This is a genomic window from Kitasatospora sp. NPDC005751, assembly GCF_040630835.1.
In the GTDB taxonomy this organism is placed as follows: Bacteria; Actinomycetota; Actinomycetes; order Streptomycetales; family Streptomycetaceae; genus Kitasatospora.
Genome location: NZ_JBEXYC010000021.1, coordinates 82,797 through 107,890, shown reverse-complemented (window position 1 = coordinate 107,890; position 25,094 = coordinate 82,797). Strand labels below are relative to the sequence as shown.

21 protein-coding genes and 2 pseudogenes are annotated in these 25,094 nt (G+C 74.1%); 7 read left to right on the top strand and 16 right to left on the bottom strand.

The window, feature by feature from the left end; all coding sequences use genetic code 11:
* Nucleotides 1–89: 89 nt before the first annotated feature.
* The 3 genes from ABZ497_RS20500 to ABZ497_RS20490 all read right to left on the bottom strand — a co-directional run bounded on the left by ABZ497_RS20500 (nucleotide 90) and on the right by ABZ497_RS20490 (nucleotide 4,320).
* Nucleotides 90–2,066, bottom strand: a complete 1,977-nt coding sequence (locus ABZ497_RS20500; RefSeq protein ID WP_359807161.1) for a phosphocholine-specific phospholipase C — start codon at nucleotides 2,064–2,066, stop codon at nucleotides 90–92.
* Nucleotides 2,067–2,118: 52 nt separating this feature from the next.
* Nucleotides 2,119–3,564, bottom strand: coding sequence for an endonuclease/exonuclease/phosphatase family protein (locus ABZ497_RS20495; RefSeq protein WP_359807159.1), 1,446 nt, complete (start codon nucleotides 3,562–3,564; stop codon nucleotides 2,119–2,121).
* 282 nt (nucleotides 3,565–3,846) lie between these two features.
* Complete coding sequence (locus ABZ497_RS20490; protein ID WP_329491338.1) at nucleotides 3,847–4,320, bottom strand: SRPBCC family protein; 474 nt, start codon at nucleotides 4,318–4,320, stop codon at nucleotides 3,847–3,849.
* A gap of 285 nt (nucleotides 4,321–4,605) precedes the next feature.
* Between ABZ497_RS20490 and ABZ497_RS20485 the strand changes: the two genes are divergently transcribed.
* From ABZ497_RS20485 to ABZ497_RS20470, 4 genes are all read left to right on the top strand, one after another.
* A complete protein-coding gene (locus ABZ497_RS20485) occupies nucleotides 4,606–5,661 on the top strand; it encodes a mechanosensitive ion channel domain-containing protein (protein ID WP_359807157.1) in 1,056 nt (351 codons plus the stop codon).
* Between the two features lie 134 nt (nucleotides 5,662–5,795).
* Entirely contained in the window at nucleotides 5,796–6,707 is a 912-nt protein-coding gene (locus ABZ497_RS20480) for a SigB/SigF/SigG family RNA polymerase sigma factor (RefSeq protein WP_359807154.1), read from the top strand.
* 114 nt (nucleotides 6,708–6,821) lie between these two features.
* Nucleotides 6,822–7,214 (top strand): STAS domain-containing protein, encoded by a 393-nt coding sequence (locus ABZ497_RS20475; protein ID WP_352296515.1) that lies wholly within the window; start codon nucleotides 6,822–6,824, stop codon nucleotides 7,212–7,214.
* 143 nt (nucleotides 7,215–7,357) lie between these two features.
* Nucleotides 7,358–7,834, top strand: coding sequence for an ATP-binding protein (locus ABZ497_RS20470; protein ID WP_359807152.1), 477 nt, complete (start codon nucleotides 7,358–7,360; stop codon nucleotides 7,832–7,834).
* A gap of 334 nt (nucleotides 7,835–8,168) precedes the next feature.
* Here ABZ497_RS20470 and ABZ497_RS20465 read toward each other — a convergent pair whose 3' ends face one another.
* The 5 genes from ABZ497_RS20465 to ABZ497_RS20445 all read right to left on the bottom strand — a co-directional run bounded on the left by ABZ497_RS20465 (nucleotide 8,169) and on the right by ABZ497_RS20445 (nucleotide 11,536).
* The gene (locus tag ABZ497_RS20465) at nucleotides 8,169–8,582 is read right to left on the bottom strand and encodes an SsgA family sporulation/cell division regulator (protein ID WP_359807150.1); all 414 of its coding nucleotides are present in this window, start codon (nucleotides 8,580–8,582) and stop codon (nucleotides 8,169–8,171) included.
* Nucleotides 8,583–8,749: 167 nt separating this feature from the next.
* Nucleotides 8,750–10,078, bottom strand: coding sequence for a deoxyribodipyrimidine photo-lyase (locus tag ABZ497_RS20460; protein ID WP_359807147.1), 1,329 nt, complete (start codon nucleotides 10,076–10,078; stop codon nucleotides 8,750–8,752).
* Nucleotides 10,079–10,472: 394 nt separating this feature from the next.
* On the bottom strand, nucleotides 10,473–10,721 hold the full coding sequence (locus ABZ497_RS20455; RefSeq protein ID WP_359807145.1) for a hypothetical protein: 249 nt from the start codon (nucleotides 10,719–10,721) through the stop codon (nucleotides 10,473–10,475).
* Between the two features lie 90 nt (nucleotides 10,722–10,811).
* Entirely contained in the window at nucleotides 10,812–11,078 is a 267-nt protein-coding gene (locus ABZ497_RS20450) for a metal-sensitive transcriptional regulator (protein ID WP_359807143.1), read from the bottom strand.
* A 101-nt stretch (nucleotides 11,079–11,179) separates the two neighbouring features.
* Nucleotides 11,180–11,536 carry a PRC-barrel domain-containing protein gene (locus tag ABZ497_RS20445; protein WP_359807140.1) on the bottom strand — a complete coding sequence of 119 codons (357 nt, stop codon included), beginning with the start codon at nucleotides 11,534–11,536 and terminating at the stop codon, nucleotides 11,180–11,182.
* Nucleotides 11,537–11,914: 378 nt separating this feature from the next.
* Here ABZ497_RS20445 and ABZ497_RS20440 point away from each other — a divergent pair, with 378 nt between their 5' ends.
* Entirely contained in the window at nucleotides 11,915–12,139 is a 225-nt protein-coding gene (locus tag ABZ497_RS20440; RefSeq protein WP_359807138.1) for an e9imm peptide, read from the top strand.
* A gap of 167 nt (nucleotides 12,140–12,306) precedes the next feature.
* Here ABZ497_RS20440 and ABZ497_RS20435 read toward each other — a convergent pair whose 3' ends face one another.
* The 8 genes and pseudogenes from ABZ497_RS20435 to ABZ497_RS20400 all read right to left on the bottom strand — a co-directional run.
* Entirely contained in the window at nucleotides 12,307–14,058 is a 1,752-nt protein-coding gene (locus ABZ497_RS20435; RefSeq protein WP_359807136.1) for a serine/threonine-protein kinase, read from the bottom strand.
* Nucleotides 14,059–14,192: 134 nt separating this feature from the next.
* A complete protein-coding gene (locus tag ABZ497_RS20430; RefSeq protein WP_359807134.1) occupies nucleotides 14,193–14,798 on the bottom strand; it encodes a low temperature requirement protein A in 606 nt (201 codons plus the stop codon).
* A gap of 293 nt (nucleotides 14,799–15,091) precedes the next feature.
* Nucleotides 15,092–15,586 (bottom strand): GNAT family N-acetyltransferase, encoded by a 495-nt coding sequence (locus ABZ497_RS20425; protein WP_329491326.1) that lies wholly within the window; start codon nucleotides 15,584–15,586, stop codon nucleotides 15,092–15,094.
* On the bottom strand, nucleotides 15,587–16,942 hold the full coding sequence (locus ABZ497_RS20420; RefSeq protein ID WP_359807131.1) for a DUF6271 family protein: 1,356 nt from the start codon (nucleotides 16,940–16,942) through the stop codon (nucleotides 15,587–15,589).
* A 660-nt stretch (nucleotides 16,943–17,602) separates the two neighbouring features.
* A complete protein-coding gene (locus ABZ497_RS20415) occupies nucleotides 17,603–18,718 on the bottom strand; it encodes a BadF/BadG/BcrA/BcrD ATPase family protein (protein ID WP_359807129.1) in 1,116 nt (371 codons plus the stop codon).
* Nucleotides 18,719–18,906: 188 nt separating this feature from the next.
* Nucleotides 18,907–19,473 (bottom strand): annotated as a pseudogene (locus ABZ497_RS20410) (transposase); the annotation flags it as partial.
* 387 nt (nucleotides 19,474–19,860) lie between these two features.
* On the bottom strand, nucleotides 19,861–20,688 hold the full coding sequence (locus ABZ497_RS20405; protein WP_359807182.1) for an SAM-dependent methyltransferase: 828 nt from the start codon (nucleotides 20,686–20,688) through the stop codon (nucleotides 19,861–19,863).
* Nucleotides 20,689–21,122: 434 nt separating this feature from the next.
* Nucleotides 21,123–22,385, bottom strand: a pseudogene (locus ABZ497_RS20400) (MMPL family transporter); the annotation flags it as partial.
* 449 nt (nucleotides 22,386–22,834) lie between these two features.
* Between ABZ497_RS20400 and ABZ497_RS20395 the strand changes: the two are divergent.
* A complete protein-coding gene (locus ABZ497_RS20395; protein ID WP_359807127.1) occupies nucleotides 22,835–23,959 on the top strand; it encodes a DegT/DnrJ/EryC1/StrS family aminotransferase in 1,125 nt (374 codons plus the stop codon).
* Between the two features lie 171 nt (nucleotides 23,960–24,130).
* Nucleotides 24,131–25,090: an NAD-dependent epimerase/dehydratase family protein gene (locus ABZ497_RS20390; protein WP_359807124.1), complete on the top strand. Its 960-nt coding sequence runs from the start codon at nucleotides 24,131–24,133 to the stop codon at nucleotides 25,088–25,090.
* Nucleotides 25,091–25,094 lie beyond the last annotated feature (4 nt).

Here is a 25,094-nt window from a genome sequence, read left to right as displayed (position 1 = left end):
GGCCGCGGCGGGCGGCCGAACCACGGCCGGAGGTCACCGGTTCGGCGCCTCCGGCCGTTCCCACCCGGGCCCGGGCGGCGGCGCCGGGGTCAGTGCACCCAGCCCGCGTACCGCTGGGTGAAGCGCAGACCGGTGCCCGCCGTCACGACGACGTCGTAGCGGCCCTGCTTGTCCAGCGGCCAGGCCAGGTTGACCTGCTTGCCGGGCTTGACCCAGACCGTCTGCGCGGTGCCCGCGAAGTCGTTGGGCACCGCGGTGAAGCCGACGTCGGTCAGGCCGTCGTTGACCAGTTGGAGGGTGAGCCGGGAGGAGCCGCTCAGATCGGCCGTCACGATCGGCACGCCGATGTCGTTCTGGCCGTCCTCACCGTCCCGGACGACGGTGCCGGCGAAGCGGCGGACGAAGCCGTCGGGGCCGTGGACGGTGAAGTCGTACCGGCCGTGCGTGGCGGCGGCGTCCCAGACGTAGGTGGCGGTGGCAGCGGGCGCCACCGTGTACGGCGTCCCGGCGAACGGGAGGACGATGTTGGGGTAGACGGTGTAGGGGAAGGCGACCGAGCCGTCGTTGCTCATCGTGCAGGTGACCTTGCCGGTCTTCCGGTCCACCTCGACGTCCGCCCAGGGCTGGTAGGGCAGGTGACGGTGCGGGCGCTCGCCGGGCTCCTGGACGGGCATCGACTGGGTGCCGGCGGCGGGCAGCACGACACCGGGGAGCGCCGCCCCCGCGTCGGCCTTGGCCATCAGCGCCACGGTGTCGGGCAGCTCCGGTATCGAGAAGTCCGGGGCCGCGAAGTCGAAGCAGCTTGTGAGGTCGCCGCAGACGGCCCGGCGCCAGGCGGAGATGTTGGGTTCGGCGACCCCGGTGACCTGTTCCATGAAGCGCAGGACCGAGGTGTGGTCGAAGACCTGGGAGTTGACGTAGCCGCCGCGTGACCAGGGGGAGGCGACCCAGAGTGGCACCCGGTTGCCGAGGCCGATCGCGCGGCCCTGGGTGAACTCCTCGGCCGTACCGGCCTCGGGGGTGGGCGGCACCATGTGGTCGAAGTAGCCGTCGTTCTCGTCGTACATGACGAGGAAGACGGTGTGCTGCCAGACGGCGGGGTTGGACATCAGCGACTGGAGGGCCTGGTTCACCCAGTGCGCGCCGTACGCCGGGCCGGCGTTGGGGTGTTCGCTGAACAGGTAGGGCGCGACCAGCCAGGAGACGGTCGGCAGGGTGGCGTCCTTGCAGTGGGCGTCGAAGGCCGCCGGGTCGAACCTGGTCATCGCGTTGACGTAACGCGGGTCGTCCTTCGGGAAGTTGTGGAACTGCTTGAAGTAGGACAGGGCGTTGTCGTCGTAGTCGCCCGTCCGGTCGTCCTTGCTGGGGTTGTGGTAGACCCGCCAGGAGACGCCGGCCGCCTGCAGCCGCTCGGCGTAGGTCGTCCAGTCGGCGACGGGGTTGTCGGTCACCGGGGTGTTGTCGATCCAGGGACCGGTGGTGCCGTCCCGTCCGGGGCCGGAGGTGCCCGTCCACAGGTAGAGCCGGTTGGGGTCGGTCGGGCCGGCCAGCGAGGTGAAGTAGGCGTCGCAGAGGGTGAACGCGTCGGCCAGCGCGTACTGGTAGGGGATGTCGGCGCGGGTGAAGTACCCCATGGTGCGCTCGCCCTTGGCGGCGATCCACTTGTTCATCGCGCCGTTGTTGATCGCCTGGTGACCGGTCGCCCAGTCGTGCGGGAGGCCGCCGGCGTTCTGCGCGTTGTACTTGGCCGTGTCCATCCGGTACGGCAGCATCGCGCCGCCGTCGGCGCGCCCGGCGTCGGGCTGGCGGAACACGTCGGTGCCGTCCGGGAACCGGAGGGCCTGCTTGTCACCGAAGCCGCGGACGCCGTTGAGGGTGCCGAAGTAGTGGTCGAAGCTGCGGTTCTCCTGCATCAGCACCACGACGTGCTTGACGTCCTTGATGGTGCCGGTGGGCCGGCCGGCGGCGGGAGCGGCGCTCGCGGACGCGGCGGGCAGGCCGGTCAGTGCGGCGGCGCCGGCGGCCGCGGTGGCGCCGACGAAGGAACGACGGGAGAGATCGGACATGGCGAACGGGCCTCTCGGGGCGGGGGAGGGAGCAGGACGGGGCGGGAGGCCGTCAGAGCTGGAAGGTGGCGACCGCGGCGGCGCTGTCGGAGGGCCACTGGTTGGCGGCGATCGCGGCCGGGTCGGTCCCGGTGGCGGGCCAGTCGGCCACCAGGGTGTGCGCCTCGACCAGCTTCAGCGGGCCGGCGTACAGCACGTAGTCGATCCGGTCCTGCGGCTCCGGCTCGCTGCCCCGCTGCTTGCGGACCGGCGACCAGGTGGCCCCGGGCGCCTTGGCCGGGTTCCGGTGCTCCTCCCGGAAGCTGTCGGTCAGTCCGGCCTCCTGGAGGGCCACCGTGACCGGCCAGTTCAGCGGGCCTACCCCGCCGTGGCTGGCCGCGGTGGCCGCCGTCCAGTCCAGGTGCGAGGGCGAGGAGAGCGCGCCGGCGAGGACCACCGGGGTGTGCGCGGCGGCCTCGGCGCGGACGGCAGCGGCGAGCGCCGTGGCCTGCTGGAGGCGGGCGGAGGCGCTCTCCCCGGCGGTCACCTGGGCAGCGCTCTGGCCGTCCTGCACCGCGTAGGGGCCGTAGTTCGCCTCGTCCAGGTGGGCGGCCCAGAAGCGGACGCCCCGGCCGCCGGGCAGCTGCACCGTCACACCGGCCGCGGGCAGCCCGGCGGTGACCGGGGTGACGGCGGACAGCGGGTAGCGGCTGAGGACGCCGACGCTGCCCGCGCTCTGGTAGGCGTACCAGCCGAGCGCGGTGGCCAGGCTCTGGGCGGCGCTGCCGGCCGTCTCCTGGAGGGCGAGCACGTCCAGGCCCTGGGCGAGCACCACCCGCAGCTGCTTCTCCACCGCGTCGGTGAAGGCCGCGCCGGCCTCGGCGAGGTTCCAGCTCGCCACCTTCAGCCGCAGCGGCCCTGCCGGGTCCGCCACCGGGATCTGCACGGTGACGGTGTCGGTGGCGCCCGCGCTGTCCTTCACGCCGACGACCACCACCTCCGGGTTCTTCGGCGCGGTGGCGGGCGCGGTCCCGGTGAGCGTGCCGTCGGAGCCGACGGAGGCCCAGGCCGGGCCGCTGATCTTGCGGAACGCCGCGGTGCCCGCCGGGTTGCCGGCCGGCCGGGACCAGAGACCGCCGAGCTTGACCGAGACGGCGCCCCCGGGCGCCACGGCCGCGGTGGTCAGCGCGTCGACCGCGCTGTGCGGGCGGACCACGGCGGGCTTGGGCCGGAAGGTGAAGGGCGCGGTCTGCGCCAGGACGCCGTAGCCGTCCTTGGCCAGCAGGTACGCGGTGTACGGGCCGCCGGTCAGCGCCGAGGTGTCGAGCTGCACGTCCCCGGCGGCGGCCGGGGTGTACTTCCAGAGCAGCGACGAGCCGGTGCCGGGCTTCCTGCTGCCGTCGTAGATGCCGACCCAGTTCTTGGCGTCCGGGGCGTCGGTGCTCCAGTGGAGGGTGAGCCTGTCGCCTTCGACCGGGTTGGCGGATGAGCTGAGCGTCAGGGCGCTGCCTGCGGCCACGGTGGTCCTGTCCGCCGCGCCCGGGCGACCGGTCCGCGGGAGGGCACGGCCGGGCCCGTCCGCGGCTGGTCACGGAGATCGGGATGAGGGTTGCCGGCAGTTGGCTGTACAACTGCGGGCGACCCCATTCATCCCAAGGTCGGCGACCGCCACGTGAACGACGCATGACGCGGTGTCGGGCGCTGCGGGAACTCCGGCCCTGACCGGGCCGCCGGCGCGGCGGGCGTCGATCGGGCGCGCTGGCGGGTGGGTGGACGGGCGGCGGTGCCGACCGGTGGGCGGTCAGGCCGCCCGGGGCGTGCCGGGGTCGGCGCCCGGGGGTGCGCTCGGCGGGCCGCCGTGCGCGGCTTCGACGAACTCCTTGAAGTCGTGCAGGTCGTCGATGACCTGACGGTCGACGAAACCGAGCGCCTCCCCGATCCGCTCCAGCAGACCCTGCGGTTCGACCTCCAGCTGGAGCATGATCCGCGTGCAGTCCTCCCCGAGACGGTGGAACGTCACCACGCCCGACTGCCGGACCTCCCCGGCCACCGCGGCCCAGGCCACCCGCTCGTCCGGCACCACCTCGGTCGTCGCGGCGTCGAACTCGCGGTGCGCGCCGGCCACGCCGACCACCCAGTGGGTGAGCTCCCCGCCACGCCGCTCGATGCTGACCACGCCGCGCATGAAGCGCGGGAAGTCCTCGACCTTCCGCCACTGTTCGTACGCCACCGCGAGCGGCACGTCGACCAGGACCGACTCCTCGATCTGTGTCATCATGTTTCCCTTCTCCGCCGAGGTCCGACCGCCGGGCCGGCGGTCGGTCGTAGGGGCGCCTGCCCCGGCCCCGCCCCGGTATGCACGCGGGCCGACGATCCGTCAGACGTCACCCGGCCGGCCCAGCGCGGATCCGGCGGCGGCGGGGGGCCGATCGGCCGCCGGGCAGGCCGGGGGGCGGGCGGCGGGGCCGGGGCGGGTGTGGGCGGCGGAGCCGGGGGCAGGCGGGACCCATTCCCGCGGACCGCCCCCGCGGGACCGACCCGAGGAAGGGAACCGCACACCATGGGGTGGAGCCTCGTCCGCCTGATCGTCGTCGCCGCTTCGGCCGCCGTCGCCGCCTACGGCCTCAACCTGCTCACGGAGGCCGTGGCACGACTGGTCGCCGCACGCGGGCACACCGGTCCCACACCGACCCTGCTCCGCGCCTGTCGGCCACCCCTGCTGGCGGCCACCGCCTGCGGACTGATGCTCGCCGGGGAGCCGTGGGCCCGCACCGCCCCGGTCGTGCACGCCGCCGGCCGGCATCTGCTGGTGCTCGCGACCATCGCCGCCTGCGCCTGGCTGGCCGCGCGGCTGATCGCCCTGGCGACGAGCGGCGCGATGCAACTCGCCGGGCGGCGGCGCAACCCCGCCTGGGCGGGCCGGGCCCGGACCCAGGCAGGTCTGCTCGGCCGGATCTTCCAGGCCACCGTCGCCGTGGTCGCCCTCGGGGCGATGCTGATGACCTTCCCCGCCGTCCGGGGGCTCGGGACCAGCCTGCTCGCCTCCGCCGGGCTGGTCGGCGTGGTGGCCGGGATCGCGGCCCAGAGCACCCTCGCCAACCTGTTCGCGGGCATCCAGATGGCCTTCGGCGACCTGATCCGGATCGGCGACGTCGTCGTGGTCGCCGGCGAGTGGGGGACGGTCGAGGAGATCACGCTCACCTCGGTGGTGATCGCCACCTGGGACCAGCGGCGACTGGTGATGCCGATGTCGTACTTCGCCGGCCGCCCCTTCGAGAACTGGTCGCGGCGCACCAGCAAGATCACCGGCACCGCACTGTTCCACCTGGACCACCGCACCCCGGTGCCCGAGCTGCGGACGGAGTTCGAGGCGTTCCTCGCCAAGAGCTCGCTGTGGGACGGCGAGGGCAGCGCCCTCCAGGTGGTCGACACCACACCGACCACCATCGTGGTGCGGGCCCTGATGACCGCGCCCGACGCCGACGCCGCGTTCGAGCTGCGCTGCCAGGTCCGCGAACACCTCGTCGGCTACCTGTGCGAGACCCATCCGCACGCCCTGCCCCGAGTGCCGGTCGCCCGCGCCGCAGGACGAGACGAGGCTCACATGTCGGGGTAATCACACCCTCTTCGCAGAATCACCACACATCAAAGGGGAATCGGTCCGAAGATCCCGGGTACACAGGGACAGACCGTCGCGGAACCGATGAAAGGACCGACATGGCTCCGTCCAGTGATGCTCTCCTCGCCCCCGTGTTCCCCCTTCAGGGCCAGGCCCGGCCGAGCGCCGGGCCTTTGGGAGCCACCTCCGGAACGCCCGGTCTCTCCGGCCTCTCGACGACCCCGGAGATCACCGAGCTTCCCGAGCTCCCCGAGATCGCCGAACCGAGCGAGGTCTCCCCCGCCGACGCGCGTGAGCTGACCCGGACCCTGCTGGCCCGGCTCGACGCACTGGAGGAGGGCACCCGGGAGTACTCCTATGTCCGGGCCACGCTGATCGAGCTGAACATCTCCCTGGTCCGCTACGCCGCCCGGCGCTTCAATTCGAGCCGCGAGCCGCAGGAGGACCTGGTCCAGGCGGGCATCGTCGGCCTGATCAAGGCGATCGACCGCTTCGACTCCCGGCACGGTGTGGAGTTCACCACGTTCGCGGTGCCGACGGTGCTCGGGGAGATCCGCCGCCACTTCCGTGACACCACCTGGGCCGTCCACGTGCCGCGCCGCCTCCAGGAGCTGCGGCTGACCCTGGCCAGGGCCCAGGAGCAGCTCACCCAGCGGCTCGACCGCGCCCCGACCGTCGCCGAGCTGGCCGAGCACCTGTCGCTCACCCCGGAGGAGGTGACCGAGGGGCTGACCGCCGCCAACGGCCACACCGTGGGGTCGCTCGACCTGGGCTCCGAGTCCACCGACGACGACTCCCGGGGCTCCCTGGCCGACCGGCTCGGCATGGAGGACGGCCGGCTGGAGAAGATCGAGAGCCTGGTCGCCCTGAAGCCCCTGATCGCCGCGCTGCCCGAGCGTGACCGGCAGATCCTCTCGATGCGCTTCACCGAAGAGCTCACGCAGTCCGAGATCGGCGCCCGGCTGGGCGTCTCCCAGATGCACGTCTCGCGGCTGCTCAGCCGGATCCTCGGCCGGCTCCGCGCCGGTCTGGACCAGGACTGACCGAGCGACCCCGGCGGCCGGGGCGTCACTCCTCCTGTGGGGCGTGCGCCTTGGCCGCGGGCTTTCCCCCGCGTATGGTCGAAGGGAACTCTCTGGAGGGGAAAGACAACCACGATGCCAGTCGAGGACGAGCAGTACCGGATCACGGCGGCGGCGAGCACTCTGCCGCCCGCGCTGACCGTGGACATAAGGCGGGCCGACGCCGAGGCGGCGGTCTGCGCGGTGGCGGGTGATCTCGACATCGACAGCCTCCTGCCCGCCGAGCGGGCGCTGACCTCCCTGGTCGACGAAGGCACCCCCCTGGTCGTGGTCGATCTGGAGGGCGTCGGCTTCTGCGACTCCTCCGGCCTGAACCTGTTGTTGAAGACCCGCCTGGCCGCCTCCGCCGCCGGGGTGGAGTTCCGCCTCGCGGCCGTGGCCACGCCGGTCGCCCGCGTCCTGGAACTGACCGGCGCCGGCGCCGTGTTCTCCATCCATGACTCGGTCGGCGCGGCGCTCGTCCGTTGAGCACGACCGTGCGATCCGGCCCGCTCCGCCCGCCCATGACCACGGGCGACCAGTCGAACGGCCGTCACAGGAATATCCTGGCGCTGCCCGGGAATCCGATCGGACGACGAGCCACAGCAACCGCACGAAGGGGTGAACCGCATATGACGAGGGGCCGGGGCACCCTGGACGACAACCGGTCCGGAGCCGCGCTACCGGAGGCCGGCCAACGCCGGCGGCTGCGGCTGGCCGGCCTGCCCAAGCCGGTGGCCCGTTCGCGTGCCTTCACCCAGCAGGCGCTCGCCGACTGGGCGTGGCTGGCTCCGGAGAGCGGCGCGGACCCGGACGTGGCGGACGATGTCGTGCTGCTCGTGGCCGAGCTGGTGGCCAACGCGATGATGCACGGCGGCGGGCCGCTCGAACTCGTACTGGACGCGTCCGCGGCCCGGCTCCGGGTGGAGGTGAGCGACGGCGAGTCCGCGCTCCCCGAGCCCCGCCTGCCGCACCGGCCGGGGCTGCCCGGCGGCCACGGCCTGTTCATCATCCAGCGGGCCGCCGACCGCTGGGGCGCCGAGCGCCACGACCAGGGCAAGGCGGTCTGGGTCGAGATCGACGCCGCCCGACTCGCTCCCGGGCACTGAACGGCTCAGGCTTCAGGGCTCTCGGGGTTCAGGGCTCTCAGGGCTCTCAGGGTCAGGGCTCTCAGGGTTCAGGGCACTCAGGGTTCAGGGCACTCAGGGGTCAGCAGGACACAGGCCACGGCCCGGGCGGTTTCCCCGCCCGGGCCGTGGTGTTCGTCGTGCTCCGGTCGATCCTCGTGCGTCGGCTGTTCGTCGTACCGGGCTCTCCCCGGCTCGCCGGCCGACGCGGGTGGTTGCGCCCGAAGCCCGCTCCGGGCGGAAGCCCGCCTATGACCGGGGGCGGCGACGCAGCCTCGTGCTGAGGTCGCCACCGCCCCCGGTCGTCGCGCTCCGCTCAGCCGGTCTCCCCCACCAGGCCCGCCACCGTGTCCGGCCAGTCGAGCAGCCGGTGCTCCGTCCCCGGGGCGACCACCTCGTACGTCCGGCGGAGGAAGTGCACCATGTCCCGGGAGGACAACACCAGGACGGCACAGCCCTCGTCGCCGTGGAACTCGACGGCGATCACGCCGGGAGCCCACGGCCGGACCCGTAGGTCCCCCAGACCGGACGGCTTGCGCAGCCCCTCCCCGAACAGCTCGCGGGCCGCCGTCCAGGACAGTGCACCCTCCAGTCCGAGCGAGGCACCGGCCCCGAAACCGAGCGACAGCGCGAACGGGTCGGCCGGGTCGTAGCGCAGCCCCATGAGCACCGGCCGGGGCTCCGGGCCGACGAGACAGGCCTCGATGACGTCCTCGACGATCTCGGGCACCGTGCGCCCCCCTTCTGTTGCAGCAGTGGTGCACGCCCGGCTACCCCCGTCGGCGGGGACCATGCGTGTCAGAACCGCTCCAACACCTCCGGCCGGTACACTTGACCGCTCGTCATGTCGCCCTACTGGCCCGCGAGGGGCCCCGAACCGACGGTTCGGCCGGGGGCTCAGTCGAGGCCGCGGGCGTGGCGGAGCCGGGCGGAGATCGTCTCGGGTTCGACGATCGGTGCCGGGTAGTCGGCCGGTGGGTGGTCCAGCCGCCACGGGCGGTGCACGGAGCGACCGGGCAGGTCGGCCAACTCAGGCACCCACCGCCGGACGTAGGCCCCGCCCGGGTCGAGCCGGTCCGCCTGGGCGAGCGGGTTGAGCACCCGGTTGGGCCGGGTGTCCGTACCGGTCCCGGCCACCCACTGCCAGTTGAGCTGGTTGTTGGCCAAGTCACCGTCCACCAGCAGCCGCAGGAAGTGGGCGGCGCCCGTCCGCCAGTCCTTGTAGAGCGTCTTGGTCAGGAACGAGGCCGTCACCAGCCGGGCCCGGTTGTGCATCCAGCCCTCCTGGGCGAGTTGGCGCATGCCCGCGTCCACCAGGGGGAAGCCGGTGCGGCCCCGGCGCCAGGCCTCGGACTCCGCGTCGTCGGGCAGCCAGTGGTCCCCCTTGGACCGGTAGTCGGCGTGCGCCGCCTCCGGGCGGGCGGCGAGCACCTGGTGGTGGAAGTCCCGCCAGGCCAGCTGCCGGACGAACGCCTCCGCACCGCTGCCGCCGCGTCGTTCGGCGGACGCCACCAGCTCGGCCGCGGAGACGCAGCCGAAGTGCAGGTAGGGCGAGAGGCGGGAGGTGCCGTCGGCGGCGAGGTCGTCGTGCAGTTCCTCGTACCGCTCCAGGGCGTAGCCCTGCCAGAGCTTGCGGCCGGGGCGCTCACCGCCCGGCGGCAGCCCCGGCGAATCCGGTGTGACGGCCGGGACGGGCTCGCTGGCGAGGCCCTCGGGCGTGCGCAGCGCCCGGGGCGCGCGGTGCACCGTCCGGCGCGGGGCCTGCTGCCAGGTCCGGAAGTACGGGGTGAACACGGCGTAGTGGTCCTTGCCGGCGGGGCTGACCGCGCCCGGTACGGCCACGGTCAGCACGCCGTCGTGGACGTGCAGACGGGAGCCGAGGGCGTCGCGCAGGGCCTGCTCGCGGCGGTGGGCGAAGGCGCTCACGCCGGCGGCGACGTGGACCGAGACGGCGTCCACCTCGGTGGCCAGCCGGGCGGTCTCGGTGGCGGCGGTGCCCCGGCGCAGCAGCAGCCTGCCGCCGAGCGGGCGCAGCGCGGCGTCGAGGTCGGTGAGGCAGTCGGCGAGGAAGGCCATCCGGTTGGGCGGGGCGAAGCCGGCGGCGTCGACCTCGGGGTCGAGGACGAACAGCGGCACGACCTCGTCGGCGGCCTCGGCGGCGGCCCGGAGCACGGGGTTGTCGTGCAGGCGCAGATCCTGGGTGAGCAGGGCGATGGAGACGGTCATCAGTGGTGGCCCGGGGGTCGTGGTGGGGTGGGATGTGGGGCAGGTCCGGCCGGTCCGGCGGAGGCGGTGTTCGGCCTTCGGCGGTGCGGTGTTCGGCGTTCGGCGGTGCGGTGTTCGGCGTTCGGTGCGCGGGGCGGTTGCCGGTCGGCGGCTGCCCTGCGGGGACAGACGAGCCTCCCACCCCGGTGCGCCGAACGGGGCACGGCGCGCCGGGAATTCACGCCCGGTCCGGATCCGGGACGGAACCGCGGGCAGCTCACCGCGTCGCCGGCCGGGGCGGGGTCCCTGCATCAGAGGGCGGGGTCCCAGCATCAGTGGGCGGGGTGCCACTCCACCAGGACGATCGTGGCGTCGTCGGTGAGCCGGTGGTCCTGGCGCTCCAGCAGTGCGTGGATCAGCCGCCGCAGTGCCTCCGGAGCGGAGACACGACGACCGGCCCGGTGGGAGCGTCGGTGCCCTCCGCCGCCGGTGGCAGCAGCGGTGCGAGCCGCACCTGCCGCACGTCGGCGAGCAGGACCAGCGCGTCGGTGAGCCCCATCGTCCGGGCCGCGTCCCGGACGGCCGTAGCGAGCTCACCGGGGCCGATCCGCTGGGAGGCTGCCAGCAGGCCCTCCATCGCCCGGCCGAAGCCGATGTCGTCCATGGCCTCCACCTTCCGCCGGGACCGTTCTCCGCCGATCGGCGCGGCCGCTCACGGCGTGCGACGGGGCCCAGGCCGTCGGGCCCTCCGGCCTCAGGCGAGGGTCAGGAAGAGCTTCTCCAGCTCCGCCTCGCTCATCGGCGGGGCTTCCCCGTCGGCGGCGGCCATGCACTGGCGCATCCCGCTGGCCACGATCTTGAATCCGGCACGGTCCAGGGCGCGGGAGACCGCCGCCAACTGGGTGACGACGTCCTTGCAGTCCCGGCCTGCCTCGATCATCGCGATCACACCGGCCAGCTGCCCCTGGGCCCGACGGAGCCGGTTCAGGACGGCGCCCACCGCTTCCTCGTCCACCTGCATCCCGGGAGCCGCCTTCCGCCGTCGTGACCGAGCCTCCAGCGTACCCCGTGGGGTATCGCGGCCGCCGGGGCCGACCCGTACGCACCCCTCCCCCGGGCCGCTCAGCGCCTGGCCAGCCGCCGCTCACCGCCCGCGCCGGGGGTGTAGGCGAGTGCGTAGTGCGAGAAGACCGCCGGTTCGTCCTCGGCGGGCAGCACGTCGTCGGTGCCGATCGAGGGCGCCTGCTTGACCACGCCCTTGGCGAACGCGACCCGGACGTAGCCGGGCCCGACCACGGCGCCGTCGAGCGGGACGAACACCAGCCGCCGCCGGGACGGCAGGCCGACCGTGACGGTCACGAAGAACGGCTGGTCACTGGCCGTCTCCACGTACACCGACTCCAGCGTGCCGATCCGGTGGTCCTTCTCGTCGACCACGGCGTGGCCGCGCCACTCCCTGATGTCAGCCATTCCGATCACCGCAGCCTCCCGTTCACCGCAGCCTCCCGTGTCGCCGGTGCCGTCGTGGGACACCCGGGATCTCCATCCTGCGCCGCGACGGGCCGGGGCGCCCGGCGAGCACCGCGGCACCCGACCGGCCGGAGAAGGGGTACGCGGGCTGGCGGCCCCCGGCACTCGTCGACGGGCCCGCGCAGCCGGCGCTCCCGGGAGGCCGGGCCGAGCGGGTGCACGCCGAGGCCGCCGCCCAGCAGGTGAGCCTGCCCGGCGCCGTCCTGCACTCGCTGCGGCACGCTTCGGTGGCGGGGCCGGCGATGCCGTGGGAGCGGCACCGCGCCCTGGAGCTGTCCGGCCGATCAGGTGACGCGCCGGGCTCGGCCCCCATGGGAAGGGGTGGCTGTGACGGAGACGGCTCATGAAGCGGCCGTTGCGTGGGCGCAGAAGATCATGGACGCGGATTGTGCCGACGATGCCGAGCCGTGCGGGGTGGTGGTGGCGTTGGGCAAGGCCCTCGGCTGTCCGAGCGGCTACGGCAGCGACTTGATCTTCTGGCCCGAGGGAAGGCAGCCGACGGCTCCCGAGGTCGTCGGTCAGGCGTTGGGGTACCGGCCCTTCGCCCTGTGAGAGGGCCCCGAGCCCGCGGCCGGACGGCCGGCCACCGTGTGCCCGATGGTGCGCCGCCGTGGGTAGGACGGCAAGGACCGTCAGCCTTTCGGCGGCCCGAGCCGGTGCCCGGGTCTTCTCCGGTACCGGAGCGGACTCCGGCTACCGCTCCGGTACCGGGGAGGCGGTCACTGTCGGGGGAAGTCCTGGTCCGCCCGGAGGGCGAGGGTGCGCCACCCATGGGTGATCTCCTCGCGCAGCGCGCCCGCGTCGGGCTCGGTGCTGCCCGGGCCGCGGCGCGTCGTCAGCAGGTCCAGCAGTGCGCCACCGTCGCCGGGGCGGGTCTGCGGGTCCGCGCTCAGCGCCCGGCCGACCACCGCCGCGAGCGCCGGGTCGAGCGCGGCGAGGGCTGCCAGAGCCGTCGGCTCCGGGCCGGTGTCGACGATCCGGCGGATCACCGCCCCCGTGCTGGCGGCCGCGAACGGACTCCCCCCGTGGGCCGCGCACACCACGCAGCAGGCCCAGGCCCAGACGTCCGCCGCCGGGCCGACCGGCCCGTCGCCGAACTGTTCGGGCGCCATGTAGGTCAGCGTCCCCGGGCCGCCGCCGGTGCGGGTCAGCCGGGTGCCGTCGACGATCGCCGCGATGCCGAAGTCGAGCAGCCGCGGCCCCGCCGTCGTCAGCATGATGTTGGCGGGCTTGAGGTCCCGGTGCACCAGCCCCAGCCGGTGCACTCCGCGCAGCGCGACGGCCAGCGCGAGCGCGAGGGCCCGCAGCGCCTCCGGGGAGCGGATCGGCCCCTGCTCGCGCAGATGGACGTCGAGCGGGCGGCCGTCCAGCAGTTCCATGGCCAGGTAGGGGCGCCCGGAGTCCACACCGGCGTCCAGCACCCGGGCGGTGTAGGCGCCGGAGACCATCGCCAGCACCTCCGCCTCGCGCTCGAAGCGACGCAACAGGTCGGCTTCCCCGAGGAGTTCGGGGTTGATCGTCTTCAACGCGACCTGGGTGGCCGAGCCCTCCCGACGGGCCAGGTAGACCGTCCCCATGCCGCCGGCCCCGATCCGGCCGAGCAGTTGGTACCCGCCGATCGTCCGCGGCTCGTGCGGGTACAGCGCCTGGTGCGGGACGTGCCCGACGGGTGAGGCGGGTGAGGCGGGTCCGGCCTGCCCGGCGGGTTCGACGCGCCCGAGGTGCAGCGGAGCCGGCGCGCCCTGCGGCGCCGGTGGGGCGGGGACGGACCACGGCGCGTCGACCGGGGCGGCGGGCATCGGCAGGTAGGGCGCGGGCCGGGCGGCGGGCGGAGCATCCGCCGGGACGTGGGCCGTGCGGCCGGCACCGCCGGCCAGCGGGCGCCGGCTGGTCACGAGCGCGATGATCTGGAACATCAGCGCACCCTCGACCACCCCGATCGGCAGCACCAGTGCACCGAGCACCGCGCGGAGGACGAAGCCGCCGATCAGCCGGACGATACTGCCCGTGGTCGTCCCGGCCCCCGGGGGCATGCCGACGACCAGCAGGTTGCGCTGCGTCAGGAGCCAGAGGAACACCCAGCCGAGCAGGGCGACCACCGCCGGGATGAGGTAGATCGGCTGCGTGATGGAGAAGTGGACGTCCAGGGCCTGGGCGATGGCCAGCGGGCTCTCCGAGACGATCGACGGCATCATGTAGACGAAGTCGGTGTCGGCGATCGTCGAGTTCAGCAGGGCCAGCAGGCCGGCCGCGCTCAGCAGCACGAGCACCTGTTCACCGACCGCCGCCGCCGTCAGCCCCGACGGCACCGCCACCCTCCCGCCCGCGCCCGCGAGGCGACCGATCGCGCGATGGCGGGTGGCCTGCTGAGCCAGCATCAGAAGCGGCAAGGACACCATCCGCACGACCAGTGCGACGCCGCCCAGGACCAGGATGATCAGGCCCAGCGGAGTCTCCGTGTAGCTCTCCATGAACGCCCCCCGTTGTGCCGTTCGCCGGTCAAGCAGACCGAGTATAGGCCGCGTCGCGATCACTCCGGCCGAACGGCGAACGGGGTCCGGGGGACGGCGAGTACGGCCCGGGCGGACGGCGGCCCGGGCGTCCTTCACACGCCACGGCGCCGGGCCGGGCGGGCCGGTACGCCCGACGCGCACAGGAGTTGCCAGGCCACCGCCGCGGTCAGCCCCCAGCTCAGCCACCCCACGCCGAAGTGGCCGGACCACCCGGCCAGCAGCAGCGTCAGCCCGAGGCAGGGCAGCGCCCAGCGCAGGGTCCGCCGCCAGGACGCCCCGGCCACCGCGGCCGCCAGCACGCCGACCCCGAAGTACCCGACGAGGCTCCCGCACAGCAGCCGGCGCGCACCCTCCGGGGTGTGGCCGTACGGGTGCGCGAGGCCCAGGCCCGGCCCGGCCCCCAGGACGGCGAGCGCGCACGTCGTGGCGGCGTGCAGCGCCGTCATGACGCGCACCGGAAGGACGCCCGGGCCGTCCTTCGGCACACCGCCGTACCCGTGCGGCAGCGACATGCTCCACCAGCCGATGAGTAGCGCGAAGCCGCCCGCCGCGGCGCGGACCAGGGCCGCGCGCCAGACGGCCTCCCCCGCCACCGACGTGATCTGGATGACCCCCTCGCCCAGCACGATGATGACGAACAGGCCCAGCCGCTCCACCGGGTGCGGGGCGTCGGCGTAGGCCGCCTCGACCACCGGCACGCGCTCCGCGGTCCCCCGCTTCCTGATCAGGCGCTCCAGCCGCTCCTACGCCAGTCGCAGCACCCGGCTGCCGGGGGTGGCGACGACCAGGTCGAGGAAGAGCTCGGTCCAGGAGGCATGCCGCTCGACGGGCGGCTGACATGTGCTCATGGGGAGAACATCGGCCGGCGGCCCGCCCGCTGGAGCGAGCCCGGTGTCCGTTGCCTCCTGTGCCCTTCGCCCTGCCTCCCGGCTCCCAGCTCCCGGCTCCCGGCTCCCGGCTCCTGTGCCGTACCGCCGGTCGGCGGGTGCGGCTAGATTTCCATGGACATGTACACCGCGCGCTTGCCGTAGCAGGCCGGAACGGCGACCTCGCGGTGGGTGCGGTAGCCCAGCAGGGCGAGCAGGATGTCGCTGCGCCGGACCGCCACCATGGAGATCCGCTCGAAGCCCTGCTCCTGCGCCTCCTCGCGGATGTGGCGGATGAACCGGAGCGCCACGTCCTTGCCGCGCAGCGGCTCCGCGATGACGAAGTCGTGCACGTGCAGGTTGCGCGACTGGAAGTCGGCCTCCTCCACCTGCCCCAGGTCCGGGCACTGGTAGAGCGGGTAGGGCAGGCTCAGCAGATAGCCGCCGACCTTGCCCCCGTGCTCCAGCACGAAGCAGGTGTCGGGTGAGGAACGCGCCCTGGACTGCAGCGCCTCCCGGCCCTCGGAGAGGTCGTCCGCCGCGTAGGCGTCGGACTCCAGCGCCACGACGGCGTCCCAGTCCTCGTCGGCCAGCAGGCGGAAGCTGATGTCGTCCGTCATCTACTCGGCCCCTCCGACGGTGGCACCGGCTCCGCCGGCGGGGCTGCCGCCCGGGCCGGTCAGGCCGTCGGTGCGGGCGGCCGCCACCATCGGGCCCCAGGCGGCGATCAGTCGCGCGAAGTCCTCGACGTCCGCCTTGGCCTCGTCGAGCAGGCGCTCCCGCAGCGGGGCCAGGTGCTCGGCGAACTCCGCGTACTTCCCGCCCAGTTGCCGGTACGAGCGGTCGAGGACGTCCAGCCGGTGGACGTTCTCCGCCCGGTCCGTCCCGGCGCTGTCCCTGACCAGCTCCAGGATCGTGTCGACCCGTACGTGGTGCTGCTCGTCGAGCAGCTCGCCGCCGGCCGCCATCATCCGGCCGTAGACGGGGTAGAGGTAGAGCATCGACAGCAGGAACTTGGTGAACCGCAGCTGGTAGGCGGTGAATCCGGCGCCGCTCCGGCGGCCCGGGGTGTAGTAGTTCACGATGTGCCGGTTGTGCACCACGCCGGGCAGGGTGGCGTCCAGGACCACGTGCAGCAGGAAGTAGTCACTGCCGATGGTCTCGGTCGCGGGCGGCAGCGGGACGCGCTCGTAGACCTCGTGATCGAAGCCGATGTTGCACATGTCCACCTGCCAGATGTCGGGAGCCCCGAGCACCGACTCGTCGGCGGTGAACGGGTCCGTCCCGCCCCCGGTGAACGACGCCTCGACCAGCTGCCGCTTCTCCTCCTCGGACCAGACGGGCGGCGCCCAGAGGCTGACCACGTCGTAGTAGAGAGCCGGGTCCAGCTCGCGGATCTCGCTGACGTCGACGGAGAGTTCACCGATGAAGGAGCTGCCGACCAGTGACACCGGCTTCTCGGCGTCCGCCGGCTCCAGCTCGCTCTTGGTGACGGCCGCCTCCGCGTCGGCCGCCCGCTTCCCGAGCGACAGCAGCTCCTGGTGGATCGGGAAGACCGGCTTCCCGCCCAGGACCTGGTAGTCGCTGTCCGAGTCCCGGCGGTGGACGGAGTCGCAGCCGAGGGCGGCGGCGATCAGGAACGCCCGGTTGGTGCAGGCACCGTAGGAGACGGCGTCGGGCAGCATCAGATCGAGCAGCCGGGCCGGTTCGGCGACGCCGGCGGCGTCGACCACCCGCTCCAGGAACTCCCGCTGGCGGGCCTCGTCGAGGTGGTGCACGACCACGCCCGCCGCCCCGGGCAGTTCGGCCACGGCGCGCGCGTGCGCCGCGAAGGTCGACGCGTCCGAGGAGTCCAGGACGACCAGGTGCACCTCGACCTCGAAGTGCTCGGCGGCGTACGCGGCCTCCTTGCCGATCGCCGAAATCGTCTCGGCACAGGCCCGGTTGGTGGGCAGGGCCAGACAGATTCTGCGCATGCCAGTTCTCCGTTCGGTCATCAGGTGTCTTGCTGTTACCGCGAGTTGGGCGAGGTCGAGCATGTACCGCAGACCCGGTGCGCGCGGTGGCGAAGCGCTGGGGGCGCCGTGGACCGGCGCAGCGCCGTCCGGCATCCGTTCCGGTCACTCCAGAGGTCGAGTCCGTTTACCACCACGCCGATCAGGTACTCCTTGCGGCGCCCGGACCGGCGCCCACCGGTGTCGGCAGCGGGCGCGGCTCCGGCACCACCACCGGCGCCGGCACCACCCGAACCGGCCGGACAGGCTGAACGGGCCCGAAGGACCGAACGGGCCGGGGCACGGCGAAGGCGTGACCGGCCACCGAATGGACCACACCCCGAGACCGCCACAACTCACCGATTTAGCTTGGCAGTTGATGCCCACGACGGGGACTCCTGCCAAGGCGCCCCCGCGCCGCCGACTGGCATTCCCCTACGGTGGACTAGACCAACTTCCGGTGTCAACCGCCTCCTTGGATCGGCTCCGGGCCACGGGGGCACGCTGCCCGATCGGGCAGCCGCCGCTGCCCGCGGCACGAAGCCGTGCGACGGCCCTCGGGAGGTGGGCCGTACACCCTTGACCACCGGGTTGCCGGGCCCGGGCGCTCGGTTGGCGCGGACCGTCCGACCGGTCCGGGTCTCAAGGTCCTCCCCGGCCGTCCGTCAGGGTGCGGACGTCGAGCAGCGGTGGATCGACCGGCCAGGGCAGCGCGGTGCCGGAGGCGCTCGCCGCCAGGCGCAGCGCGCCGAGCAGTGGCGGCCCGTCGGGGCGGTGCGGGCGCGCCGTCGGGAGGCGGTCGGTCAGCGCCGCCAGTGCCGCCTCACTCAGGCGGTCCAGGGCGAACAGGCCCCCGGTCAGGGCGACCCGCGGGTCCGGCAGCCCGACGGCCCGGACGACCGCGGCGGCCGCGTCCGCGATCTCCTCCCCCGCCCGCCGCACGATCGCGCCCGCGACCGGGCAGCCGCCGTCGGCCGCGTCGACCACGTCGGGGGCGAAGGCGGCCAGCAGGGCGGCCCGATCGGGGCGCGGCTGCAGGGCGGCGGGCAGGCCGGCCACCGGGCCGTAGCGGCGCTCGGCCGACGCCAGCAGTACGGCCGAGCCGCCCGTCCGGCCGTCGTGGGCGCGCAGCGCCGACTCCAGGCCGGCCCGGCCGATCCAGCCGCCGCTGCCGCAGTCGCCGAGCAGTTGGCCCCATCCGTCGGCCCGGTGCCAGCCCGTGTCCGGGTGGACGCCGATCGAGACCAGACCGGTCCCGGCGGCCACGGCCACACCCGGCCGACGTCCGAGGGCGCCCACGTGGGCGGTGACGGCGTCGCCGGCCAGCACCAACCGGTCCGCACCCGTCGCGCGGGCGAGCGGGACGGGGAGTTCGCGGGCGAGGTCCCGGCCGAGCAGGGCCATGCCCGTGGCCCCGACGGCCACCGCCCCGATCCGCGCGCCGGGCGGCAGGCCGGCGATCAGCGTGCCCAGGGCGGGGAGTACACGGCTCAGCAACGCCTGCGCGTCGTGCCCTCCTGCGGTGATCCGGGCCGGGGCCGCGATCCGGTCGGTCCGGGCACCGGCGAGGTCGGCGGGCCACCCGCTGGGAGCCAGGGCGAGCCGGACTCCCGTGCCGCCGACATCGATCCCGACCACCCAGCTGCCGTCCCGACAGTCCTGGCCGACCTGGCCGGGATGGCCGGGATGGCCGGGATGGCCGGGATGGGGCGTGGTGGAGCCGACGGGGTGCGGCCCGGCGGGATCGATCCGGTCCACAGCGGCCCTCCGCTCGGTGCTGTTCGTGCCCGCGACGGGACATCCGTACGAGCCGGCTCGGCTTCCCCGTGGGGTGTCACCCCCGGGGCCTGTCCGAAGTGTGCCACCGCGCCCCGCCGGGCAGCCGTCGATCCGGAGGTCCCGGGCGCCGTCGTCCGCTCTGTCCCCTGGATGAATGAGGCGAAGGGTTAGTGGTCGTAGGCGGTCAGCGAGCGCATGGCGGGTTGGTCGCTGTGGTCGTTGTGCCAGATCGCACTGGTCAGCGCGAGGGTGCGTTGTAGGCCACGCACCATCACCCCGGTCGGTGTGCGGCCTTGGTGGCGTTCGAGGTCGAGCTGGGCCTTGAAGGTCTGGTTGACGGACTCGATGATCTGCCGTAGCGGCTTTACCAGGGCGGATCCGGCCCGCGAGGGCTCGCCTTGCGGGCCGGCCGCAGCAGCCGCATTCCCCACTCGGCGCGTTCGCGTTCGAAGGCGCGGCCGTAGTACCGCCGGTCGCTGATCAGGGTCTGGCCCGGGCGGGCCGCCATGAGGTGCGGTTCGGCGTCGAGCCTGCCGAGGGGTCTCGCGTCCGTCGGCCTTCGCGCCGGTCAGCGCGAAGGCCGACGGGCAGGCCGTGCAGGGTGCACACGAGGTGCGGGCGCGGGCCCCAGAAGTAGCGGGAGTGGCTGGCGCGGTAGCCGTACTCGGCCCAGCCGGCCAGACGGAGCGCTCGGCGGTCTCGCGGGAGCGCCCGCATTCCACGGGTGTGGAGTCACCGCGCGCGACGCGTCGGTCGCGGTGCTCGGGCCGGCCGGGACCGTCTCCGACGGCGAACGCGTCCGCTACGTCCAGGACGGGCTCGTCCACCCGGCGCACTACCGCCGGAGCGTGGAGCTCGCCCGGTTCTCCACCGGCCACGAGTCGACGCCGGAGGGACAGCGCAACCAGGCCTCCTACCGCTCGCCGGGATTCCTCTCCTACGAGGAGCAGATGTCGGCGTCCGGGCTCCCCCGGGCCCGGACGCCCGGTTCGGCACCTCCCGGCACCGGACCGCAGGGGGAGCGGCTGACGGTTCCCGTGCCCGCCCTCGCCGCGGGCACGGGAACGGCGGGCACGGGTGCGGCGGGCACCGGCGGGGCCGCCCCGGTGGCGGCGGGCGGTTCAGCCGCGCTTGACGGCCACGCCGCCGTACATCGCGATGTCCTGGTCGCGCACCGGCGCCGCCTCCGCGTCCGGCCGCCACTGGTGGACCAGGGTCACGCCCGGGTCGAGCAGGTCGTAGCCGTCGAAGAAGGCGAGCGTCTCGTCCTTGTCGCGGATCTGCAGGGGAATCCCACGCGCGTTGTACTCGCGGCCGACACCGCCCACACCCACCGGGTCGGTGTCCCCGGTGAAGACGGTCAGCGCCAGGAAGCTCCCCGGGGCCAGCTCGTCCATGAACCGCCGCACGATGCCCTGCGGGTCGTCCTGGTCGAGGACGAAGTGCACGATCGCGATCAGCGAGAGCGCCACCGGCTGCGTCAGGTCCAGGACCTCGCGCAGCTGCGGGGCACCGATGATCGAGTCGACGTCGCGGAAGTCGGCGTCGATGTAGGAGGTCCGGCCCTCCTCGGTGCTCGACATCAGCGCGCGGGCGTGGGTCAGCACGATCGGGTCGTTGTCGACGTAGGCGACGCGGGCTTCTGGGGCGATGCCCTGGGCGATCTCGTGCACGTTGGGCGAGGTCGGGATCCCGGTGCCGATGTCCAGGAACTGGCGGACCTTGTGCTCCTCGGCGAGGTGGCGGACCACCCGCTGCATGAAGGTGCGGGTGGTGCGCATCGAGGTCGGCAGGGCCGGCCAGGCCTTGACCGAGGCGTGGGCGGCGGTCCGGTCCGCCTCGAAGTTGGTCTTGCCGCCGATGAGGTAGTCGTACACCCGGGCCGAGTGCGGGACGTCCATCCGCAGGTCCACCCCCGGCCAGCGCCGCTCCTGCCGGTTCCCTGACATCCACCCCATGCCTGACATCCTCGCCCCTCCCGCTCCCCGCTCACCCGGGGAAGCAGCTCCGGCCGCCCCGCTGGCGGGCCATCGTGCGCATGGTAACGGTGCCGCCCGAACAGCGCGGCTGCCGGGGGCCGGACAGCGCGGGGCCGGTCGCGGGACCAACGCCCGGCGGCCGCAGCAGCCGTGGTGCCCCGTCAACCCGGCGCGCCCGGGCTCGCGGGCGCGACGGGCTCCACGGAGCCCGGTACAGCGGGGCGACCGGGCTGAGCGCGGCGGGCGTGCCGCGCGGGCGGCCGGGACCAGGCCGGACTGGTAGGCGATGGCGACCAGTTGGGCCCGGTCGCGGGCGTCGAGCTTGGACATCGCGCGGTGCACATGCGTCCGGACGGTGAACGGGCTGACGTACATCCGCTCGGCGATCTCCTCGTTGGTCAGAGCGTGGTGGAGGTCGGCCGGGACTCCGCGCCCGGCAGCCCGAGCCGCAGATCGAGGGCGGGCAGGGCGAGGACGCCGAGGCCCACGGCAGCACCGCCACCGGGCGGCGCAGCACCAGGCGGGCCCAGCGGGTGCCGCCGTTGGCCGGCTGCCGCTCCGCTTCGGCGGCGGCCGGGGCCACCGGGCTCCCGGCGGTGGTGCCGTCGGCGACGGCACGCAGCCGGCCGACACGGCCCCGGCGGGCGGCGCGCCGGGCCCGGCGCGGCAGCACCCGGTCGCCGAGGAAGCCGAGCAGGGCCGGGACCAGTGTCAGGGCGATCACGACCGCGATCACGACCGTACCGGCGGCCGCCATGCCCATCTTGGCGAGGATCGGGATGCCCACCACGGAGAGCCCGGCCAGCGCGATGACGACCGTCAGCCCGGCGAAGACCACGGCGGAGCCGGCCGTGCCGACCGCCCGGCCGGCGGCCTCCTTCGGCTCGTACCCCTCCAGGAGTTCGGCGCGGTAGCGGGAGACGATGAAGACGGCGTAGTCGATCCCGACGGCGAGGCCGAGCATCATCGCGAGCGTGCTGGTCGTGGTGGAGAGGCTGAGCGTACTGCCGAGGGCGGTGATCGCCGCGATGCCGAGGCCGACGCCGACCAGGGCGGTCAGCAGCAGACCGGCGGCGGCCAGGGATCCGAAGGTGATCACCACACGACGGCGGAGATCGCCATGCCGATGGCCTCCGACGTGCCGCCCACCTCCCCGCCGCCCAGAGCGCGGAGCCGCCGATCTCGACCGTGAGGCCGGCGTCCCGCCCGTGCTGCGCCGCCTGTTGGAGGGCATCCGTGGCGGCCGTGCCCAGGGAGCCGGGCTTGGCGTCGTAGCCGATCGTCGCGTAGGCGGTCGAGCCGTCCTCGGAGACGGTGCCCGCCTGGAACGGGCTGACCGCGCCGGTGACCTGCTCGCCGTGGGCGAGCTCGGCGACCGTCCGCTCCACGGCCTGCTGGTGGGTGGCCGCGGTGATCTTCTGCCCGGACGGGGCGACGAAGACCCGGCGGGCCGACGCGCCCTCGGCGGTGCTGCCGGGGAAGCGCGCGTCCATCAGGTCGAAGGCCTGCTGTGCTTCCGTGCCCGGCATCGCGAAGCCGTCGTCGGGTGCCGCGGGTGCCTTGGCGGCCAGGACTCCGGCGGTCGCCAGCAGGGCGACCCAGAGGAGGGTCGTCAGGCGGCACCTGAGGAAGGCCCATCGGCCCAGGCGGTACAGGAATGTGGCCACGGGAGAGCAGACTCCTTCGGATGACGTTCACGGGTGCGGCGGCGGGCCCGGGGCCGCGGCACGGCCCGGGGCGCCCGGAGCATGGCCATCCTCGATCGCGGGGGGCCGCCGCGTCGTCCTCGCTGCGCAGGCCGTTCACGTAGTCCGTGCGCAGTAGCGCGGCACCCGGACGGAGTACGTCAGCTGCACCGCGGGGAGCAGCCGCCGGGCCTTCCGGCTCCCCGGCCCGGCCTCCACCGGGGTGGTCCGGGGCGGACGGCGACGTCCGGCGGGCCCCGGCGGTCCGGTGACCGCCCGGTCACCGGGGCAGTCACCCGGGCGGTCGGTGACGACGGGCCGGGAACGGGCAGGCGAAGTAGCGTGATGTGCCTGGCCCGACCGATTTGTCCGGTCCGGCCGGAAACGAACCCGCTCGATGATCTGATCATCCTGCCGCCGGAGGTGGCCTCATGGGCGTTCCAGCCGCTCGCATCGTGTTCGACGAGAGCGACCGCGCGGTCGTCGCGGACGCGGTGGCGGAGATCCTCGCCACCGGTGCGCTGACCCTCGGCCCCTGGACCGAGCGCTTCGAGCAGGCCTTCGCGGCCGAGCACGGCGCCTCGCACGCCGTGGCCGTCGCCAGCGGGACGGCCGCGCTGGAGATCGTCCTGCGCACCGTCGACGTCCGTGACCGCGACGTGGTCGTCCCGGCGGTCACCTTCTACGCGACCGCCGCCGCCGTCGTCCACGCCGGCGGACGCCCCGTCCTCGCCGACGTCGACCCGGCGACCTTCGCGCTCTCCCCCGAGACGCTGGAGGCGGCCCTCACCCCGGACACCGCCGCCGTGGTGCTGGTGCACATCGGCGGCCTGATCACCCCCGAGGTCGACGAGCTGCGCGCGATCTGCGACCGCCGGGGCATCCCGCTGGTCGAGGACGCCGCCCACGCGCACGGCAGCAGCTACGCCGGGCGCGCGGCCGGGTCGTTCGGCCTGGCCGGCGCCTTCTCGTTCTACCCGACCAAGGTCACCACCAGCGGCGAGGGCGGCATGATCCTCACCGAGTCGTCCGACCTGCGCGACGAGGCACGGATCCACCGGGACCAGGGCAAGGGCTCGTTCACCACCAACCACCACGTCCGGTTCGGCGCCTCCTGGCGGCTGAGCGAGCTCAACGCCGTCGTCGGCGCGGTGCACCTGCGCCGGCTCAAGGAGTTCGTGGAGACCCGGCGCCGGGTGGCCCAGCGGTACGACGCGGCGCTCGCCGGGCTCGACGGGCTGCGGCCGACGGTCGAGCCGGTCGGCTGCCGCAGCAACTACTACAAGTACGTCGCCCTGCTGCCGGCCGGCGTCGACCGCGCCGCGTTCAAGCGGGCGGTGGCCGAGGAGCACGGGGTGCGGCTCTCCGGCGAGGTGTACGACCTGCCGCTGCACCTCCAGCCGGTGCTGGCCCCCTACCGGCGCGGGCCGCTGCCGGTCGCCGAGGACCTCTGCGCCCGGCAGATCTGCCTGCCGGTGCACTCCGACATGACCGAGGACGAGACGGACCAGGTGATCGAGGCGGTCACCGCCGTCCACCGCCGGCTCGCCGGATGACCGGGACGGCCGAGAGCACCGGGGCCGCCGGACCCACAGCGACCGCCGGGGCCGCCGGACGGGTCGGCCGGTCCCGATGACCGGAACCACCAGGAAGCCCGGAACCACCGGAACCACCGGGACGCCCCCGGACCGGACGGTCCGGGCGAAGGCCGGACAAGGAGAGAGACCGTGCGCGTAGCCGTCACCGGGGGATGCGGATTCATCGGCTCACACGTCGTGGACCGGCTGATCACAGCCGGCCACGAGGTGCTCGCGGTGGACACCACCGACAAGTACCTCAATGCCGACGCGGAGCACGCCCGCATCGACATCCTCGACCTGACCGCCCTCACCAGCGCCCTGGACGGCTGCGAGGTGGTCTTCCACCTCGCAGCCATGGCCGACGTCGAGCAGGTCGCCGCCGACCCCGTCCGGGCCGTGCGGATGAACATCGACGGCACCGAGGCCGTCCTGGAGGCGTCCCGCCGCAGCGGCCTCAGCCGCACCGTGCTGGCGAGCACCGTCTGGGTCTACGGCGCCGCCCTCACCGACGACCAGCTGGACGGCGGTGCGCAGGAGCTGGACGAGCACGTGCCCATCGAGCTGGAGCGCAGCGGGCACCTGTACGTCGCCACCAAGCTGGCCGCCGAGATGCTGGTGCACAGCCACCGGGAGCTGTACGGGCAGCACTTCACCATCCTGCGCTACGGCATCCCGTACGGACCGCGGATGCGGGACGAGCTGGTGGTCGCCCGGTTCGTGCAGGCCGCGCTGGCCGGCCGGCCGATCACCATCGCGGGCGACGGCCGGCAGAGCCGCAACTTCGTCTACGTCGAGGACCTCGCGGACGCCCACGTGCGCGCCCTGTCCCCCGCCGCCGAGGACCAGACCTTCGCCCTGGAGGGCTCCACCGCCGTCTCCGTCCGGGACATCGCCGACACCGTCGACCGGCTGCTCGGCCCGGTCTCCATCTCGCACATCGAGGCCCGGGCCGCCGACTACGACGGCCGCCGCATCTCGGCCGCCCAGGCGAAGCGGCTGCTCGGCTGGTCGCCGAAGACCACCTTCACGGACGGCGTGCGGCGCTACGCGGACTGGTACCGCGACGAGGGCGGCCCGGGCGCCGGCCGCGCGGCCGGCGGCTCCTGAGGCG